Genomic DNA, 18277 nt, shown 5'->3' with positions numbered 1-18277 from the left:
GAAAGGCCCCGCCCATGAAACGCGTAACCCTGGCTGTCACCCTTGCCGCTGCCGCCGCCCTGTCGGTCCAGGCCGCCTCGGCGCAAACCCTCAAGACGGTCAAGGACCGAGGCCAGCTGTCCTGCGGCGTCAGCGGCGGCCTGCCGGGCTTCTCGTCGCCGGACGACAAGGGGAACTGGACCGGCATCGACGTCGACATCTGCCGTGGCATCGCGGCGGCGATCTTCGACGATCCGTCCAAGGTCAAGTTCGTGCCGCTGTCGGCCAAGGATCGCTTCACCGCGCTGCAGTCGGGCGAGATCGACGTGCTGTCGCGCAACACCACCTGGACGCTGTCGCGCGATACCTCGCTCGGCGCCAACTTCACCGGCGTGACCTATTATGACGGGCAGGGCTTTCTGGTGAAGAAGTCGCTGAAGGTGAACTCGGCGCTGGAGCTGAACAGCGCGTCGGTCTGCGTGCAGACCGGCACCACGACCGAGCAGAACCTCGCCGACTACTTCAAGGGCAACAACATGAAGTACGAGGTGATCGCGTTCGCCGGTGCCGACGAGACCGTGAAGGCCTACGAGACCGGCCGCTGCGACGTGTTCACCTCCGACGTGTCCCAGCTCTATGCGCAGCGACTGAAGCTCGCCAACCCGGCCGACCACGTCGTGCTTCCCGAGATCATCTCCAAGGAGCCGCTCGGCCCGATGGTTCGCCATGGCGACGACCAGTGGTTCGACATCGTGAAGTGGGCGCTGTTCGCCCAGATCAATGCCGAGGAACTCGGTGTCACCCAGAAGAACGTCGACGAGATGGCCAAGTCGGACAAGCCCGACCTCAAGCGCGCCTTCGGCACCGACGGCAATCTCGGTGAGCAGCTCGGCCTGACCAAGGACTGGTTCTCCCGCATCATCAAGGCCGTCGGCAATTACGGCGAGATGTACGATCGCAACGTCGGCGTCGGATCGAAGCTGCAGATCGCACGCGGGCTCAACAATCTCTGGAACAAGGGCGGCATCCAGTACGCGCCTCCGATCCGCTGATCGGCGACGAGGCGGCTGCGGCGATGACGACCGAGCCCCGAAAACCACCGCTGCAGTTCATCTTCCGCCTGAAGCGCGCGCTCGGCGGCCAGTCCGGCTGGACTGGCCTTGCCGTGCAGATCGTGTTCGCGGCGGTGTTGGCCTGGGTCGCCTATGAGATCGTGGCCAATGCCCGCGCCAACCTGGAGACGCAGCGCATTGCCTCCGGGTTCGGGTTTCTCAAAAACAATGCGGGCTTTGATGTCAGCCTGAACCTGATCCCGTATTCGGGGTCGGACACCTATACGCGGGTGTTCTTCGTCGGCCTGCTCAACACGCTGCTGGTTGCGGGCATTGGCATCGTCTTCGCCACCATCATCGGCTTCATCATTGCGCTGTGCCGGCTGTCGCCGAACTGGCTGTTGGCGCGGCTCGGCGAGATCTATGTCGAGATCGTCCGCAATCTGCCGCTGCTGTTCCAGCTGTTATTCTGGTACCTCGCGGTGCTGGCGGCGCTGCCGGGGCCGCGCCAGAGCATCTCGCTGTTCAACGCCTTCTTCCTCTCCAATCGCGGGCTGGTGATCCCGCGGCCGATCGGCGAGCCCGGGCTCGATCCGTTTCTGATCGCGCTCGCGATTGGCGTCGCAGGCGCGCTGGCGCTGCGCGGCTACGCAAGGCGGGCGCTGTTTCAACGCGGGCAGGCGATCCGGATCTGGCCCTATGTGCTCGGCCTGTTGGCCGGATTGCCGCTGGTGACGATGCTGGTGTTCGGGCTGCCGGTGACCTTCGAGCTGCCGCAACTCAAGGGCTTCAACTTCGCCGGCGGCGCGCGGGTGATTCCGGAGCTGGTTGCGCTGGTGGTCGCGCTGTCGACCTATACGGCGGCCTTCATCGCCGAGATCGTCCGCGCCGGCATTCTGTCGGTCCATAGGGGACAGATGGAAGCCGGCTCGTCGCTCGGCCTGTCGCGCGGCACCACCTTGCGGCTGATCGTCGTGCCGCAGGCGATGCGCGTCATCGTTCCGCCGCTGACCAACCAGTACCTCAACCTGACCAAGAATTCGTCGCTGGCGGTCGCGATCGGCTATCCCGACCTGGTCTCGGTATTTGCCGGAACGACGCTGAGCCAGACCGGCCAGGCGATCGAGATCATCGCCATCACCATGGGCGTGTACCTGCTGATCTCGCTGGTCACCAGCGCGATCATGAGCGTCTATGGCTGGCGCATCAACCGGAGCCTTGGGGCATGACCGACGCCACCGCGTCATCCTTCGTCCGGCAGGATCTGGTGCCTGAACGCCGGGCGCCGGTGAAGACCACCGGCCTCGTCGGTTTCATCCGCACGCGGCTCTTGAATTCGCCGACCAACATCCTGCTGACGATCCTGGCGCTGGGGCTGCTCTGGTACACGATCGTTCCCGCGTTCAAATTCCTGCTGGTCGATGCGGTCTGGAGCGGCAAGGACCGCAATGCGTGTCTCGCCGAAACCGCCGGCCGTCAGGTCGGCGCCTGCTGGCCCTACATCCAGGCCAAGCTCACCCAGCTGATCTATGGCTTCTATCCGGAAGCCGAACGCTGGCGCGTCAACCTGACCTTCGTCCTCGCGGCCGTCCTGTTGCTGCCACTCCTTATTCCGCGCCTGCCGGCGAAGGGCCTGAATGCGAGTCTGTTCTTCTTCGCGTTCCCGGCGGTCGCCTTCTTCCTGCTGCGCGGCGGCGGACTAGCCGGCTTCGGCGTCAGTTGGGTCGCGAGCCTGTTGCAGCTGTTCGACGACAGCATCGTCAATGCCGGTCGGGCGCTGGTCAATCTCAGCCGGAGTTCGGCGATCGGGCCGCTGCTGTGGGCCGTCGGCAATATCATCGTGCTCGTCGGCAGCCTGATCGGCTGGCTGATCTTTCCGCTGACCTGGCTGCGCGAGCAGCTCCAGATGTCGATCCAGCCGCTGTGGTTCGACTTCCTGCTGACCACGGCGATCGTCTCGCTGATCCTGTTTTTCCTCGGCGGCGGCATGCGAACCGGACAACGGGCGCTGCTCGGGAGCCTGGCGAGCTTCGCCGGCATCGCGATCGTGATCAAGCTGATGGGGCTCGACCGCGGCGGACTGCCTATCGTCGACACCAGGCTGTGGGGCGGCCTCCTGGTGACGCTGGTGGTGTCGGTCACCGGCATCGTCACCTCGATGCCGATCGGGATCGCGCTGGCGCTGGGCCGCCGCTCGACCATTCCGCTGATCCGGATATTCTCGATCGCCTTCATCGAGTTCTGGCGCGGCGTGCCGCTGATCACCGTGCTGTTCTTCGCAACCTACATGCTGCCGCTGTTCCTGCCGGGCAACTTCAACGTCGACGGGCTGGTCCGCGCGCTGATCGGCATTGCGCTGTTTGCCGGCGCCTATCAGGCCGAGGTGGTGCGCGGCGGCCTTGCCGCAATCCCGCGCGGGCAGGGCGAGGCGGCGAGCGCGCTCGGCCTGTCCTGGTGGAAGACCACGTCGCTGATCGTGATGCCGCAGGCGCTGCGCCACGTCATTCCGGGTCTCGTCAACAGCTTCATCGCCCTGTTCAAGGACACCTCGCTGGTTTCGATCGTCGCACTGTTCGACCTCTTGGGATCGTTGCACGCGACGTTCTCCGATCCGACCTGGTCGACGCCGACCACGGCCTTTACCGGCTTCGCCTTCGCTGGAATGATCTACTTCGTGTTCTGCTTTGGAATGTCGCGCTACTCGCTGTTCGTCGAAAACCGGCTCAACGCTCACCGCCGCCACTGAACAAGGTCACCATGTCCACAACCCCGATCGTCAACATTTCCGCTCTCAACAAATGGTACGGCGACTTCCACGTGCTGCGCGACATCAACCTGGAGGTCGGCAAGGGCGAGCGCATCGTGATCTGCGGCCCATCCGGTTCGGGCAAGTCGACCCTAATCCGCTGCATCAACGCGCTGGAGGAATTCCAGGAGGGTGAGATCGTGGTCGACGGCATCGACCTCGGCCCGAACCTTCGCCGTGTCGACGAAGTCCGCCGCGAGGTCGGCATGGTTTTCCAGAGCTTCAACCTGTTCCCGCATCTCACCGTGCTCGACAATTGCACGCTGGCGCCGATCTGGGTGCGCAACATCCCGAAGAAGGATGCCGAGGCCACCGCGATGAAGTTCCTCGAGCGGGTCAAGATCCCGCATCAGGCCAACAAGTTTCCCGGCCAGATGTCGGGCGGTCAGCAGCAGCGCGTTGCGATCGCCCGCGCGCTGACCATGAACCCGAAGGTGATGCTGTTCGACGAGCCGACCTCGGCGCTCGACCCGGAGATGGTCAAGGAAGTGCTCGACACCATGGTCGATCTTGCCAAGGAGGGCATGACCATGCTGGTCGTGACCCACGAAATGGGCTTTGCCCGCGAGGTCGCCAACCGCGTCGTCTTCATGGACGCGGGCCAGATCATCGAATCGAACACGCCGCAGGAATTCTTCGCCAACCCGCAGCATGCGCGGTCGAAGCTGTTCCTGAGCCAGATTCTGCGGTGATTTCTGCCGTCATTGCGAGCCACCCGGTCGGCGCAAAGCGCCGCCGGATGACAGGCTCCGCGAAGCAATCCAATCCTCCGCATCGGAAGCATGGATTGCTTCGTCGCAATAGCTCCTCGCAATGACGTCTGCGGGGACGCATTCGCTCCCTAGACCAGCGGCAGCTCGATCTTGCTGCGCTTTTCCAGCCATTCCGGGACCGGCAGGTTCTTCGAGCGCATGAAGGCCGGGTTGAACAGCTTGGACTGATAGCGGTTGCCGGAGTCGCAGAGGATGGTGACGATGGTCTTGCCGGGGCCGAGCTGCTTGGCGAGCTGGATCGCGCCCGCGATGTTGACGCCGGTCGAGCCGCCGAGGCACAGGCCTTCGTGCTCCAAAAGCTCATAGATGATGGTCACCGCTTCCTCGTCGGAGATCAGGAACGCAGTGTCGACCTTCGCCGTCTCGACCACAGGCGTGACGCGTCCGAGCCCGATGCCTTCTGTGATCGAATCGCCCGGCGTCGATTTGACCTGCCCATTCTTGAACAGTTCGTACATCCCGAAGCCGTGCGGATCGGCGCAGGCGGTGACGATGGCCGGGTTCTTTTCCTTCAGGTAGCGGCTGATGCCGGCGAGCGTGCCGCCGGTGCCGACCGAGCAGATGAAGCCGTCGACCTTGCCGTCGGTCTGCTGCCAGATTTCCGGTCCGGTCGAGTCGTAATGCGCCTTGGGATTGTCGAGGTTGTTCCACTGGTCGGCAAACAGCACGCCGTTCGGTTCGGTCTTGCGCAGCTGCTCCGCGAGACGCCTGCCGAGATGCTGATAGTTGTTCGGATTGGCGAAGGGCAGCGCCGGCGCCTCGACCAGTTCGGCACCGCACAGCCGCAGCATGTCCTTCTTTTCCTGGCTCTGCGTCTCCGGAATGACGATCAGGGTGCGGTAGCCGCGCGCACTCGCCACGACAGCAAGCCCGATCCCGGTATTGCCCGCGGTCGACTCGACCACGAGGCCGCCGGGCTTCAGCGTGCCGCGCCTCTCGGCCTCCAGGATCATCCATTTGCCGGCACGATCCTTCACCGACTGGCCCGGGTTCATGAATTCGGCCTTGCCGAGAATGGTGCAGCCGGTCAGTTCGGACGCGCGTTTCAGCTTGATGAGGGGGGTGTTGCCGATCGCTTCGATGACGTCTTTGTTGAATATCATGTCGGGGAATTTCTTTGCCGGTCTGGGTCTTGCTTGGCGAACCTAGTGTGCTGATCGAAAAAGGGAAGGGCTTTTGCACTGCGGCAAAACACGGGTTCAACACGCTTGACCTCGCAAGCGCGGAGGTCACGGGCTTGGGGAGAACTCCGTTTTGTGGCGGTCGGGTCGGCCAGCACAATCATCCTGTGGTCCGCGGTTTCGCGTGAGTTGCGCGCTCTCGGCCAATCAAGACCTGACGGCGCGGTGCGCGGTGGCGCGAGTCTGGCGCCGTGCCGGCACATCTTGCGGATTCAATGCAACAGCAGCCGAGAAATCCCCATGAAATCTTTGTAAGAATCGTGACTTCCGGCACCGGTCCGAAATGCGCGGAAATGCCGTAAAAAATAGGGAAAAGTCGGCATTCAAGGTAGCTACGAATCGCTTGCGATGCGACGCCACGCAATCGTGACGGGGCTGTCCGCCCCATTGTCCCAAGGGTAGGATGGGACAGGCAGGTTCCATTGGAAGCATACCCCCGTGAACGTCACCCAGACCATCGCTGAACGCGTCATTCGTGCGCCACGGGCGAAGTCTGGCTTCGGCGGAGAACGGGTGTGACCCAGCCGGTGTCCGTGATGGTGCCTGGAGGCCGGTTCGGCCTCGCCGCCCGCGCGCGCCGGCTCGCGGCACGTTCGCTCGTTGCGCTCGGCCTGGTCGTTGGTTCTGCCGGCTGCATTCTGACCCAGGACATCCCTGACCCAGCGCTCGACGTGCCGCAGGGCTACAAGGCCGTGCGTCTCGGCCGGCCGGGCGACGCGCTTCCGACGCTCGATTGGTGGCGGGGCTTCCGCTCCAGGGAGCTGACGCAGCTGATGGAGGAGGCGCAGACCGTCAACCTCGACATCGCCGCTGCGGTTGCGCGCTTCCGCCAGGCCGACGCGCTGGCGCGGCAGGCCGGCGCGGCGCTGCTGCCGACCCTCAATCTCAACGGATCGGAAACCTACTCGCGCACCTCCGGCTCCAGCGCCAGCGGCCTCACCAATGGCGGGCGCGAGGTGGTGAACTACAACGCCTCGCTGAGCGCCAGCTATCAGCTCGACTTCTGGGGCCAGAACCGCGACGCCGCGCAGGCGGCGGAGGAGACCGCCGTTGCCAACCGGTTCGACCGCGAGGTGGTGGCGCTGACCACGCTGGCGAGCGTCGCCAATGCTTATTTCAGCGTGCTCGCGACGCAGGACCGGCTGCGCACCGCGCAGCGCAACATCGCCAGCGCCGAGCGCATCCTCAATGCGATCAAGGAGCGCTTCAAGGCCGGCACCGGCTCCGATCTCGACGTCGCGCAGCAGGAGACCGTGCTCGCCAACCAGCGCGCGCTGGTGCCGCCGCTGCGGCAGACGCTCGACCAGAGCATCAATGCGCTCGCGGTGCTGGTGTCGCGACCGCCGGAAAGCGTGCGCGTCTCCGGCGGCTCGCTCAACGCCGTTGCGATCCCGCGCGTTACGCCGGGCCTGCCGTCTGAATTGCTGACCCAGCGTCCCGACATCCGCCGGCAGGAGGCGCAGCTTGCATCCGCCACCGCCAATGTCGGCAGCGCGCGGGCGCAGTTCTTCCCGAGCATCCAGCTGACCGGAACGGGCGGCTACCAGAGCCAGGCGCTGGTCTCGCTATTCCAGCCGCATGCCGCCTTCTTCAACCTGGTCGGCAGCATGACCCAGCCGATCTTCGACGGCGGCCGGATCCTCGGCAATTTCGAATACACCAAGGCCAAGCAGGACGAGTTGCTGCAGACCTACCGCAAGACGGTGGTGCAGTCGTTCACCGACGTCGACAATGCGCTGGTCGCGATCCGCGAGACCACGCGCCGGCTGCAGCTGCAGCGCGACGTGCTGTCGTCGTCGCGGCGCGCCTTCGACCTCGCCGAGCAGCAGCTCAAGGCCGGCACCGCCGATATCGTAACTGTGCTAAACACGCAGCTGACCCTGTTCCAGGCGGAAGATGCCTATTCGCAGGCCCAACTGGCCCGGCTATTGGCGATCGTGAGCCTATATCAAGCATTAGGGGGCGGCTGGGAACCGAAGATGGAAAGACCGGTCGATGCTCTTTAAGCCCGACTCGACGGACGACGAGAAACGCACGGCGCCGCGCAAGCGGAGCCTTCTCTCGCGCGTGCTGGGGCGCATGGTGTCCTTGCTCATCACGCTCGTGATCCTCGGCGGGCTCGGCTATCTCGGCTGGCTCGCCTTCCAGCCCAAGCAAAATGGCGGCGGCGGGCGCGGCGCGGGCGGGCGGCCTGACCTGCCGGTGCCGGTGCTGGCGGCCACGCCGCAGGTGCATGACGTGCCGGTCTATCTCGACGGCGTCGGTTCGGTGAGGGCGCTGAATACCGTGACCGTGCGCTCGCAGGTCGACGGCAAGCTGCTCAAGGTGAATTTCGTCGAGGGCCAGGACGTCAAGAAGGACGACGTTCTGGGCGAGATCGATCCGGCGATCTATCAGGCGCAATACGACCAGGCGGTGGCCACGAAGGCCAAGGACGAAGCGCTGCTCGCCAATCAGAAGATCGATCTTGCCCGCTATGAGCAGCTCGCTGCCACCAACGCGGGCTCGAAGCAGCAGGCCGATACGCAGCGAGCGCTGGTCGCGCAGCAGCAGGCCATCATCAAGGCCGACCAGGCCCAGATCGACAATGCGCGCGCCACGCTCGGCTATACCAAGATCGTCGCGCCGATCGCGGGGCGCGCCGGCCTTCGCCAGGTCGACCAGGGCAACATCATCCACGCCGCCGATACCACGGGGCTCGTCATCCTGACCCAGCTGCAACCGATCGCAGTATGGTTCAGCCTGCCGCAGCAGCAGATCATGCGGGTCAACGCCGCGGCCGCGAAGGGCCAACTCGCGGTCGACGTGTTCGGCAATGACGGCGTCACCGTGATCGATACCGGCAAGCTGACCGGCATCGACAACCAGGTCGATCCGACCACCGGCACGCTGAAGCTGAAGGCGGAATTCCCCAATGCCAGCTACCAGCTCTGGCCCGGCCAGTTCGTCAATGTCCGCCTCAAGGTCGAGACCCTGCCGCAGGCGATCGTGGTGCCGACCTCCGCGGTGCAGCGCGGTCCCGCCGGCACGTTCAGCTACGTGATCGGTGAGGGCGATATCGTCACCGCCAAGCCGGTCACGGTCACGCAGCAGAACGAGCATGACGCCGTGATCGCCAGCGGCCTGACCACGTCGGACCGCGTCGTGACGACCGGCTTTGCCAATCTCGCCGATGGCGCGAAGGTCGTGGTCGGCAAGGACGACGGGCCGCCGGCCGCCGATCTCGCGCCGCGCAAGCGCAGCCGCAACCCTGACGGCAAGCGCGGGGCGCAAGGCGAAGGTCAAGGCAAGGACGGTAAGAAAGACTGGCAGGGCAAGGACGGCGAGCATCGCGGCCGGCACGAGCATAGCGAAGGCGATCAGAAGGGGCAGACCGGACCGGCGCCCGCGCCGGCGGCAGGGGGCGAACAGTCGGGCGGCGCGCCGAAGGCGCAGCCATGACCGTTATCCTGACTTCGTAATGTCCGATCTTACAGCGAGCACGCAGCCATGAGCGTCTCCGAACCGTTCATCCGCCGGCCGATCGCCACCTCGCTGCTCGGCATCGCCCTGATGATCGGCGGTACGCTCGGCTATTGGGCGCTGCCGGTCTCGGCGCTGCCGCAGGTCGACTTCCCGACCGTACAGGTGACGACGCAACTGCCCGGCGCGAGCCCCGACGTGGTTGCCTCGCTGATCACGGCGCCGCTCGAGCGGCAGCTCGGGCAGATCCCGTCGCTGTCGTCGATGAACTCGACGAGCTCGTTCGGCGTCAGCCAGATCTCGCTGCAGTTCGACCTCAACCGCGACATCGACGGCGCCACGCAGGATGTGCAGGCCGCGATCAATGCGGCCGCCGGCATCTTGCCGAAGACGCTGCCGTATCCGCCTGTCTACGCCAAGGTGAACCCGGCGGACGCGCCGGTGATGACGCTGGCGCTGACCTCGGAGACGATCTCGCTGCGGGCGATGAGCGATCTCGCCGACACCATCCTGGGTCAACGGCTGAGCCAGATTTCCGGCGTCGGCCGGGTCTCGATCCTCGGTGGATTGAAGCCGGCGGTGCGCGTGCAGGCCGATCTGGCCCGGCTCGCGGCCTACGGCATCGCGATGGAGGATCTCCGCAACGCGATCGCCGGTGCCAACGTGTCGGGGCCGAAGGGATCGCTCGACGGTGCCCAGCAATCCTACACCATCGCCGCCAACGATCAGATCGCCGCCGCCGACGCCTACCGGCCGATCATCATCGCCTATCGCAACGGCTCGCCGGTCACGATCGGCGACGTCGCCCAGATCGTCGATGGCCTGGAGAACGACCGCACCGGCGGCTGGTACCAGGGCACGCCGGCCGTCATCATCGACATCCAGCGCCAGCCGGGCGCCAATGTCATCGACGTCGTCAAGCAGATCCGCGCCGAAATCCCGCGGCTGCAGCGGGCGGTCCCGGCCGGCGTCAAGCTGACCATCGTCTCCGACCGTACCGTGACGATCCGCGCCTCGGTGCGCGACGTGCAGTTCACGCTGATCCTGAGCGTCGTGCTTGTGACGCTGGTGGTGCTCCTGTTCCTGCGGTCGCTGCGCGCGACCCTGATCGCCGGCGTTGCGCTGCCGCTGTCGCTGATCACGAGCTTCGGCATCATGTATTTCGCGGGCTTCAGCCTCGACAATCTGTCGCTGATGGCGCTGACCATCGGAACCGGGTTTGTGGTCGACGACGCCATCGTCATGATCGAGAACATCGTCCGCCACATGGAAGACGGCGAAACGGTGATGGAGGCCTCGCTGAAGGGGGCCAGCGAGATCGGCTTCACCGTGATCTCGCTGACGGTGTCGCTGATCGCGGTGTTCATCCCGCTGCTGTTCATGTCCGGCCTGGTTGGCCGCATGTTCCGCGAATTCGCGCTCACCTTGACGATCGCGGTCGTGACCTCGGCGATCGTCTCGCTGACATTGACGCCGATGATGTGCTCGCGGCTGCTCAAGAACATCCATGAGGAGATGGCGGTCCCGGGCCTTGCCGCGGTCAGCCGTTTCATCGACCGCATGGTGGAGTTCTACCATCGGACGCTGCTCTGGGTGCTGCGGCGCCAGCGCGCGACGCTGCTGGTGACGTTCGCGACCATCGCGCTGACGCTGATCATGTATGTGCTGGCACCGAAGGGTTTTCTGCCGCTGCAGGACACCTCATCGATCACGGCGGTGACCGAGGCCGGACCCGACGTCTCGTTCGCCGAGATGCAGCGGCGGCAGAGCGCGGTCTCAAACATCATCAAGGCCGATCCTGATGTGGTCGGCGTTGTCTCGGTGATCGGTTCGGGCTCGGTCAATCCGACCACCAATGTCGGCCGTCTGGTGATGACGCTGAAGCCGCTCGACCAGCGGCGCGAGGGCGTCGTCAAGGTGATCGAGCGGCTGAAGGAGAAGATCGCGACGGTGCCCGGCATGACGGTGTACTTCCAGCCGGTGCAGGATGTGCAGATCTCGACCCAGTCGAGCCGCTCGCAATACCAGTACACGCTGACCGCGACCGACGCCGCCGAGGTCTCGCAATGGGCGCAAAAGCTCGTCGCCGAGATGCGGCGCGACCCGATCTTCCGCGATGTCTCCTCGGAGGCGCAGGAGGGCGGCCTGCGCGCGGCGCTCGACGTCAATCGCCAGCGTGCCGGCCAGCTCGGCGTCAGTCTGCAGGGCGTCACCGACACGCTGAACGATGCCTTCGCGCAGCGGCAGATATCGACGATCTACGGCCAGGCCAACCAGTACCGCGTCGTGCTCGAAGCGCTGCCGATGTATCAGCGCGACCCGTCGATTCTCGACAAGCTCTATCTGCCCGGCGCCAACGGCGCGCAGGTGCCGCTGTCGGCGGTGGCGACGCTGGTCCGGACCACGGCGCCGCTCGCGATCTCGCACCAGGCGCAATTCCCGTCGGTCTCGCTCAGCTTCAACCTGGCGCCGGGCGAAGCGCTGGGCGACGCGGTCGCGGCCGTGAAGGCGATCGAGAGCAGGATCGGAATGCCCGGCAGCATCGTCGGGATCTATTCCGGCGACGCCGCCGAATTCTCGCGCTCGCTCGCCGGCCAGCCCTGGCTGATCCTGGCGGCGATCATCACGATCTATATCGTGCTCGGCGTGCTCTATGAGAGCTATATCCATCCGATCACCATCCTCTCGACGCTGCCCTCGGCCGGCGTCGGCGCCATCCTCGCCTTGATGCTGTGCGGGCAGGACCTCTCGGTGATCGGCCTGATCGGCATCATCCTGTTGATGGGTATCGTCAAGAAGAACGCGATCATGATGATCGACTTCGCGCTGGAGGCCGAGCGTCGCCAGGGCATGTCGTCCTATGACGCCATCGTGCAGGCCTGCCTGCTGCGCTTCCGCCCGATCATGATGACGACGCTGGCGGCGTTGTTCGGCGCGCTGCCGCTCGCGATCGAAAGCGGCACCGGCGCCGAACTGCGCTTCCCGCTCGGCATCTCGATCATCGGCGGCCTGCTGCTGAGCCAGCTGCTGACGCTCTACACCACGCCGGTGATCTATCTGGCGCTCGACCGCCTCAACCGCCGGATCGAGCGGGCCGTGCCGGAGCCGGGTCCCAGCGGCCCGCCGATCGCGGGCGCCACCGAGGGCATGCAGTGATCTCGATCTCGGAGCCCTTCATCCGCAGGCCGGTGGGCACCACACTGCTTGCGATCGGGCTGTTCCTGGTCGGGATCGTCGCCTACCAGTTCCTGCCGGTGTCGTCGGTTCCGAATGTCGATTTCCCGACCATCCGGGTGTCGGCGTCCAGGCCAGGGGCCGATCCCTCCGTAATGGCCGCGACCGTCGCCGCACCGCTGGAGCGCAAGCTCGGCACCATTTCGGGCGTCGACCAGATCACCTCGACGAGCTCGCTCGGCACCACCAGCATCCAGGTGCAGTTCTCGATCGGCCGCAATATCGACCGCGCCGCGCGCGACGTGCAGGCCGCGATCAACGCCTCGCTCGCCGATTTGCCGAGCGACCTGCCGTCGCTGCCCAGGTTCCGCAAGGCCAACCCGGCCGCGTCGCCGGTATTCGTGCTGGCGCTGACCTCGAAGACGATCTCGACTAGCGCGATGTACGACGTCGCCGACACGGTGCTGGCGCAGCGCATCTCGCAGGTGCCGGGAGTGGGCGAGGTGACCGTCAGCGGGGCCGACCAGCCAGCGGTGCGCATCGCGCTCAACCCGGTGTCCCTGGCGAACGCCGGGATCGCGACCGACGACGTCCGGCTCGCGATCATCAATGCCAACCCGCTGGGGCCGGTCGGCATCTTCAATGGCGGCCGGCTGAGCGAGACGCTCTCGATCAACAAGCAGATGCGCACCGCCGCCGAATTCCGCGACATTGTCATCAAAAGCTCGAACGGCAATTACGTCCGCCTCGCCGACGTCGCCGAGGTCGAGGATTCCGTGCGCAACTCGCGCTCGATCGCCTGGTTCAACAAGCAGCCGGCGGTGCTGATCCAGATCACCAAGCAGGGCGACGCCAACGTCATCGACACCGTCGACGGCGTTCGCAGGATGCTGCCGGAACTGAAGAAATGGATTCCGGCGGGCGTCGAGATCTCCACCCTGGTCGATCGCACCGGAACGATCCGCGCCAGCGTCGAGGACATGCAGTTCACGCTGCTGGCGACCGCAGTGCTTGTGATGATCGTGGTGTTCGTGTTCCTGCGCCGGGTGGTGCCGACGATCGCCGCCGGCGTGTCGGTGCCGCTGGCGCTGGCGGGCACCTGCGCCGGGATGTGGCTCGCCGGCTTCTCGATCGACAATCTGTCGCTGATGGCGCTGGCGATCTCCGTCGGCTTCGTGGTCGACGACGCCATCGTGATGATCGAGAACATGTACCGCAATCTCGAGCAGGGCATGGCGCCGTATCCGGCCGCGGTCGAAGGCGCCAAGCAGATCGGCTTCACGGTGCTGTCGATCTCGCTGTCGCTGATCGCGGCCTTCACGCCGCTGATCTTCATGGATGGCATCGTCGGGCGCCTGCTGCGCGAATTCTCGCTGACGCTGGTGTTCGCGATCGCGGTTTCGACCGTGGTGTCGCTGACCATCACACCGATGATCTGCGCGCATTACATCAGGGAGGCGACCTCCGATCATGCCACCTGGTACGATCGCGTCATCGAGGGCACGCTGTCCCGTGTCGTGGCGTTCTACGCAGCGACGCTGCGAATCGTGCTCGGCTATCCCTTCCTGACCCTGGTGGTGTTCTTCGCCACCGTCGCGCTGACGGTGACGCTCTACATCAAGACGCCGAAGGGCTATTTTCCGACCGACGACAGCGGCTTCGTGATCGGCTCGACGCGGGCGTCGGCGGATATCTCGTTCCAGGCGATGCTTCAGCTGCAGCAGCGGCTCGCCGACATCGTGATGGCCGACCCCGCTGTCGCCGGCATCGGCTCGTCAGTCGGTTCCGGCGGCGGCCCGGGCGGCGCCACCTCCAACCGCGGCATCATGTACATCAGTCTGAAGCCGCCGGAGGAGCGGGGCGGCCTGTCGACCGCCCAGGTGATCGACCGGCTGCGCCGCAACCTGTACATGGTGCCGGGCATCCGCCTGTTCATGTTCGCCGCCCAGGATATCCGAACCGGCGGCCGGCAGAGCGATTCCGACTACCAATACACGCTCGCCTCGACCGATCTCGAGCTGTTGCAGAAATGGGCGCCGATCGTGGCCAAGCGCATGGAGACGGTGGAGGGCATCACGGACGTCTCCTCCGACCGCGATCCCGGCGGGCTACAGCTCAACCTCGTGATCAACCGCAAGACCGCCTCCAGCCTCGGCGTCCGCGTGCAGGACATCGACAATGCGCTCAACAACGCCTTCTCGCAGCGGCAGATCTCGTACATCTACACCCAACGCAACCAGTACATGGTAGTGCTCGAGATCGATCCGAAATTCCAGAGCGATCCGTCGAACCTCGAGCGCATCTACGTTGCCGGCGCCAACGACGTGCAGGTGCCGCTGTCGGCGCTGGTGCACTACCAGCGTGGATTGTCGGCGCTCGCGGTCTATCACTCCGGCGGCTTCCCCTCGACCACGGTGTCGTTCAACCTGCTGCCGGACGTGCCGCTGGAGGTCGCGACGACGAACATCCAGCAGGCGGTCGACGAGCTGCACATGCCCGAGGGCATTCGCGGCAGCTTCGACGGCAATGCCGGCGACTTCAACAAGACCAGCGGGCGGCAGCCGCTCCTGATCCTCGGCGCGCTGGTCGCGATGTATATCGTGCTCGGCGTGCTCTATGAGAGCCTGGCGCATCCGATCACGATCATCTCGACCCTGCCTTCGGCCGGCCTCGGCGCGTTGCTCGCACTGCAGGTGACGAACACGCCGCTGACCGTGATCGCCTTCGTCGGCATCATCCTCTTGATCGGCATCGTCAAGAAGAACGGCATCATGATGGTCGATTTCGCGCTCGAGGCCGAGCGGCATCAGGGCCTGTCGTCGCGGGACGCGATCTTCGAGGCCTGCCGCGCGCGCTTCCGTCCCATCCTGATGACGACGATGGCCGCGCTGTTCGCCGGCATTCCGCTGGTCATTGCGACCGGCCCGGGCACCGAGCTGCGCCGGCCGCTCGGCATCACCATCATCGGCGGCCTGTTCGTGTCGCAGATCCTGACGCTCTACACGACACCGGTGATCTATCTCTTGATCGACCGGCTGCGCCAGCGCCGCGAGCCGTCAGGCGTGCACGCACCCGCGGAATAGTTTGAATTGCACGATTGCAAGCGTATAGCGGAGCGATGTCCGAACCGACCGAAGCAAAAACCGATATTGTCGCCGAGATCGAGGAGTGCGCGCATTGCGGCAAGCCGTTGCCGCTGTGCATCTGCGACAGCGTCACGCCGATCGAGAGCCGCATCCAGCTCCTGATCCTGATCCATCCGCAGGAGCAGGACAGGGCGCTCGGCACCGCGCGACTGTTGGCACAGCATTTCGAAAACGCCGTGGTGCGGATCGGGCTGTCCTGGCCGAGCCTGGCCAAGGCGCTCGGCCGGCCGGTACCCGATCCGTCACGCTGGGCGGCGCTCTATCTCGGCTCCGCCAAGGTCGAAGACCTCGATACCGATGCCGAGATCGTTGCGATCAACCGCAAGGGCGAGCTCGAGCCGCATCAGCGCGCCATCCTCTCCGACATCGAGGGCATCGTGCTGCTCGACGGCACCTGGAGCCAGGCCAAGGCGCTGTGGTGGCGCAATGCCTGGATGCTGAAGTGTCAGCGGGTGATTCTCGGGCCGAAACGGCCCTCGCTCTACGGCAGACTGCGGCGGGAACCGCGCCGCGACGGCCTGTCCACCATTGAGGCGGCCGCGATCCTGCTGGCGGGGCTGGAGAAGCGGCCGGATATTGCCGCAACGTTAACTAATAGTTTCGAGCGGATGCTGGCGAGATTCCGCGAAGTGCAGGCCAAAATGCCGGAATTGGCGCCAAAACCGAAGAAGCGGGACTTTCGCAGACGCCGGCGTTAGCCGTCCGGCTTGGTTGCCTATCTCGGGGAGGGCGTATATGAAGTGCGCCGCAAGGGGCCACGTGGCGGAGTGGTTACGCAACGGTCTGCAAAACCGTGTACACCAGTTCAATTCTGGTCGTGGCCTCCACTCATCTCATCAATGGCTTGCAGCCAGTCAATGAGAAGCCGCATTAGCTCGCGGCGTACCAACCTTCAGGAAACGGAATCAGCGGCCACGGCGCCTGGTTGTCATTGGCCGCGCGCGGTGGCGGCTGAATGCGGGGCGAGGGCTGAGCCACGAAATCCTCCTGAGCAATGGGCGCGATCGCCGTTCGCACGGCGTCCAGCAGCAGATCAAATTCGACTTCGCTCATCACGCTCTCCGAGGTTCGAGAGCGCCATGGTCGCAAAACAGTCTTCGGTCCGGATTGAGCGATTCGTTCGAATTTTATGAAAAGAACGATGGCGCCCGCTTTGGTTAATGAATCGTTGGTGATCCCTTCGGGAACCTAGGTCGGCATGGCCGCACCTCGTGTGAAACAAATCACAACTTTCTAAAAACTCTTGCCGGGATTCCCGGCGGTATTCATAGCCGTCAAATATCGCAGGAATTTTAGGGAGACGTGACAATGGAGGCAAGTATCGCACGGTGGGGACCAGTCGCATGCCGCACGATCCTCGGCTCCTGCTGACGCGAACGGCGTAAGCCGTATGCGCCCGTATCTATCGTTTCTGTACAGGGAATATTCCCAACGCTCGTGCCGGAGCCGTCATGCCAGACTGGCGAGGTCGTGCGGCAGCATGGTCTTGAACTGCGTCAGCGCCTGCCGCGCCTTCCTCGGTGGCAGCGTGATCGTGTGACGCACGGCGGCTGCGATCAGTGTCATGGTCAGGGCGGAAAAGGTGGCGAGAGCGGCAGTCGGCATGTCGGGCGCAATCCGCCTGATCGCGTCGGACAACAGGCCGGAGAGCACGGCCATGTCGTCCGCATCGAGCTTCTGCAGGGCGCGGTCGGCTTGCGTCGCCTGCCAGATGTCGCGCATGACAGGCTCGCGCATGAACATCTCGTAGTAGCTGTCGACGATCCTGCACAGCGCCGGGTGCAGGTCGCGCGCGGTCGTCACCGCGGCCAGATCGCGCCTGACGCAATCGCGCCCGACCGCGTTATGGCGTTCGGCCAGCGTGCCGATGATCGCGGCCTTGTCCGGGAAATATTGATAGAGCGAGCCGAATGCGACGCCGCTGCGCGCGACGACGTCGCTCATGCGGAAAGCCTCGCTGCCCTTTTCCGCCATGATCTCGGTCGCACAGGCGAGGATGCGCTCGAAGCGCTCGCGGCTGCGCTGCTGGGTCGGGGCAAGCCGCGCCAGCCCGGGCAGGGCGACTTCCACGGATGCGGCCTTTCGTCTCGACATCTTTCGCTTCCCTGCGATCGGGGTTGACGGCTCTAATACGAGAGTTTATCGCATTTCACAAATACGAGTATATCTCGCATTTGGAGGCGGAACGATGCGCCAGATCCTGACCTCGGGCTTGCTTTGGTTTTCCGCGCTCGGCTGCGGCCTGCTCGCTGGGCTCTATTTCGCGTTCTCGGCTTTCGTCATGACCGCGCTCGGCCGCATCGATCAGGCCGCCGGCATCTCGGCGATGAACGCGATCAATGTCGATATCGTCCGCTCGCCGTTCATGCTGGTGTTCCTCGGCACCACGCTGTCCTGCGCCGTGCTGGCCGTGCTCGGCGGGCTCAGATGGCAGGAGCCGGGCGCGGTTGCGATGATTTGCGGCGGCCTCTACGTGGTCGGCATGTTCGTCGTCACCGTCGTCTTCAATGTGCCGCTGAATGATCAGCTTGCGGCCTCTGACCCGGCGGGCACGTCGGCGGCGTCGGTTTGGGCGCGCTATCTGACCGACTGGACCTTCTGGAACCACGTGCGGACCATTGCATCGCTGGCCGCGACCGCGCTGTTCATCGTTGCCATCGCCAGGCGGTAGCCAACCCCGTTTGCGAGAGGAACTGGGCCGTGG

At 65.0% G+C, this 18277-nt stretch carries 13 protein-coding genes and 1 tRNA gene; 11 read left to right on the top strand and 3 right to left on the bottom strand.

Going from position 1 to position 18277, the window contains the following annotated elements:
• Nucleotides 1-14 precede the first annotated feature (14 nt).
• The 4 genes from ACZBJS_RS14600 to ACZBJS_RS14585 are packed head-to-tail and all read left to right on the top strand — an operon-like array spanning nt 15 to nt 4529.
• The gene (locus tag ACZBJS_RS14600) at nt 15-1031 is read left to right on the top strand and encodes an amino acid ABC transporter substrate-binding protein (RefSeq protein ID WP_316394279.1); all 1017 of its coding nucleotides are present in this window, start codon (nt 15-17) and stop codon (nt 1029-1031) included.
• A gap of 23 nt (nt 1032-1054) precedes the next feature.
• Nucleotides 1055-2260: an amino acid ABC transporter permease gene (locus tag ACZBJS_RS14595; protein ID WP_463438846.1), complete on the top strand. Its 1206-nt coding sequence runs from the start codon at nt 1055-1057 to the stop codon at nt 2258-2260.
• On the top strand, nt 2257-3777 hold the full coding sequence (locus ACZBJS_RS14590) for an amino acid ABC transporter permease (RefSeq protein WP_456835094.1): 1521 nt from the start codon (nt 2257-2259) through the stop codon (nt 3775-3777). Before ACZBJS_RS14595 ends, ACZBJS_RS14590 begins: the two co-directional genes overlap by 4 nt.
• An 11-nt stretch (nt 3778-3788) precedes the next feature.
• Nucleotides 3789-4529: an amino acid ABC transporter ATP-binding protein gene (locus tag ACZBJS_RS14585; RefSeq protein WP_028331915.1), complete on the top strand. Its 741-nt coding sequence runs from the start codon at nt 3789-3791 to the stop codon at nt 4527-4529.
• 149 nt (nt 4530-4678) lie between these two features.
• Here the strand turns inward: ACZBJS_RS14585 and ACZBJS_RS14580 are convergent, their stop codons facing one another.
• Nucleotides 4679-5713 carry a cysteine synthase A gene (locus ACZBJS_RS14580; RefSeq protein ID WP_076828754.1) on the bottom strand — a complete coding sequence of 345 codons (1035 nt, stop codon included), beginning with the start codon at nt 5711-5713 and terminating at the stop codon, nt 4679-4681.
• Between the two features lie 614 nt (nt 5714-6327).
• On the opposite strand from ACZBJS_RS14580, the gene ACZBJS_RS14575 reads away from it, so the two are divergent.
• The 6 genes from ACZBJS_RS14575 to ACZBJS_RS14550 all read left to right on the top strand — a co-directional run bounded on the left by ACZBJS_RS14575 (nt 6328) and on the right by ACZBJS_RS14550 (nt 16400).
• On the top strand, nt 6328-7797 hold the full coding sequence (locus ACZBJS_RS14575) for an efflux transporter outer membrane subunit (protein WP_316394383.1): 1470 nt from the start codon (nt 6328-6330) through the stop codon (nt 7795-7797).
• On the top strand, nt 7787-9232 hold the full coding sequence (locus ACZBJS_RS14570; protein WP_141340595.1) for an efflux RND transporter periplasmic adaptor subunit: 1446 nt from the start codon (nt 7787-7789) through the stop codon (nt 9230-9232). Before ACZBJS_RS14575 ends, ACZBJS_RS14570 begins: the two co-directional genes overlap by 11 nt.
• A gap of 48 nt (nt 9233-9280) precedes the next feature.
• On the top strand, nt 9281-12409 hold the full coding sequence (locus tag ACZBJS_RS14565) for an efflux RND transporter permease subunit (protein WP_463438845.1): 3129 nt from the start codon (nt 9281-9283) through the stop codon (nt 12407-12409).
• Complete coding sequence (locus tag ACZBJS_RS14560; RefSeq protein WP_076828759.1) at nt 12406-15510, top strand: efflux RND transporter permease subunit; 3105 nt, start codon at nt 12406-12408, stop codon at nt 15508-15510. Before ACZBJS_RS14565 ends, ACZBJS_RS14560 begins: the two co-directional genes overlap by 4 nt.
• Before the next feature lie 35 nt (nt 15511-15545).
• Nucleotides 15546-16271 (top strand): tRNA-uridine aminocarboxypropyltransferase, encoded by a 726-nt coding sequence (locus ACZBJS_RS14555; protein WP_253608541.1) that lies wholly within the window; start codon nt 15546-15548, stop codon nt 16269-16271.
• A gap of 55 nt (nt 16272-16326) precedes the next feature.
• Nucleotides 16327-16400: transfer RNA gene (locus ACZBJS_RS14550), tRNA-Cys, on the top strand.
• 43 nt (nt 16401-16443) lie between these two features.
• Here ACZBJS_RS14550 and ACZBJS_RS14545 read toward each other — a convergent pair.
• Nucleotides 16444-16626 (bottom strand): hypothetical protein, encoded by a 183-nt coding sequence (locus ACZBJS_RS14545; protein WP_024584196.1) that lies wholly within the window; start codon nt 16624-16626, stop codon nt 16444-16446.
• A 396-nt stretch (nt 16627-17022) separates the two neighbouring features.
• Nucleotides 17023-17667 carry a TetR/AcrR family transcriptional regulator gene (locus ACZBJS_RS14540; RefSeq protein WP_168856415.1) on the bottom strand — a complete coding sequence of 215 codons (645 nt, stop codon included), beginning with the start codon at nt 17665-17667 and terminating at the stop codon, nt 17023-17025.
• A 94-nt stretch (nt 17668-17761) separates the two neighbouring features.
• On the opposite strand from ACZBJS_RS14540, the gene ACZBJS_RS14535 reads away from it, so the two are divergent.
• Complete coding sequence (locus ACZBJS_RS14535; RefSeq protein WP_463438844.1) at nt 17762-18244, top strand: anthrone oxygenase family protein; 483 nt, start codon at nt 17762-17764, stop codon at nt 18242-18244.
• The last annotated feature ends 33 nt before the right edge of the window (nt 18245-18277 follow it).

The organism is Bradyrhizobium sp. KZN70725 (assembly GCF_055264925.1).
Note: the sequence above shows the minus strand (reverse complement) of the source record. Positions and strands in the feature narration are given on the sequence as shown.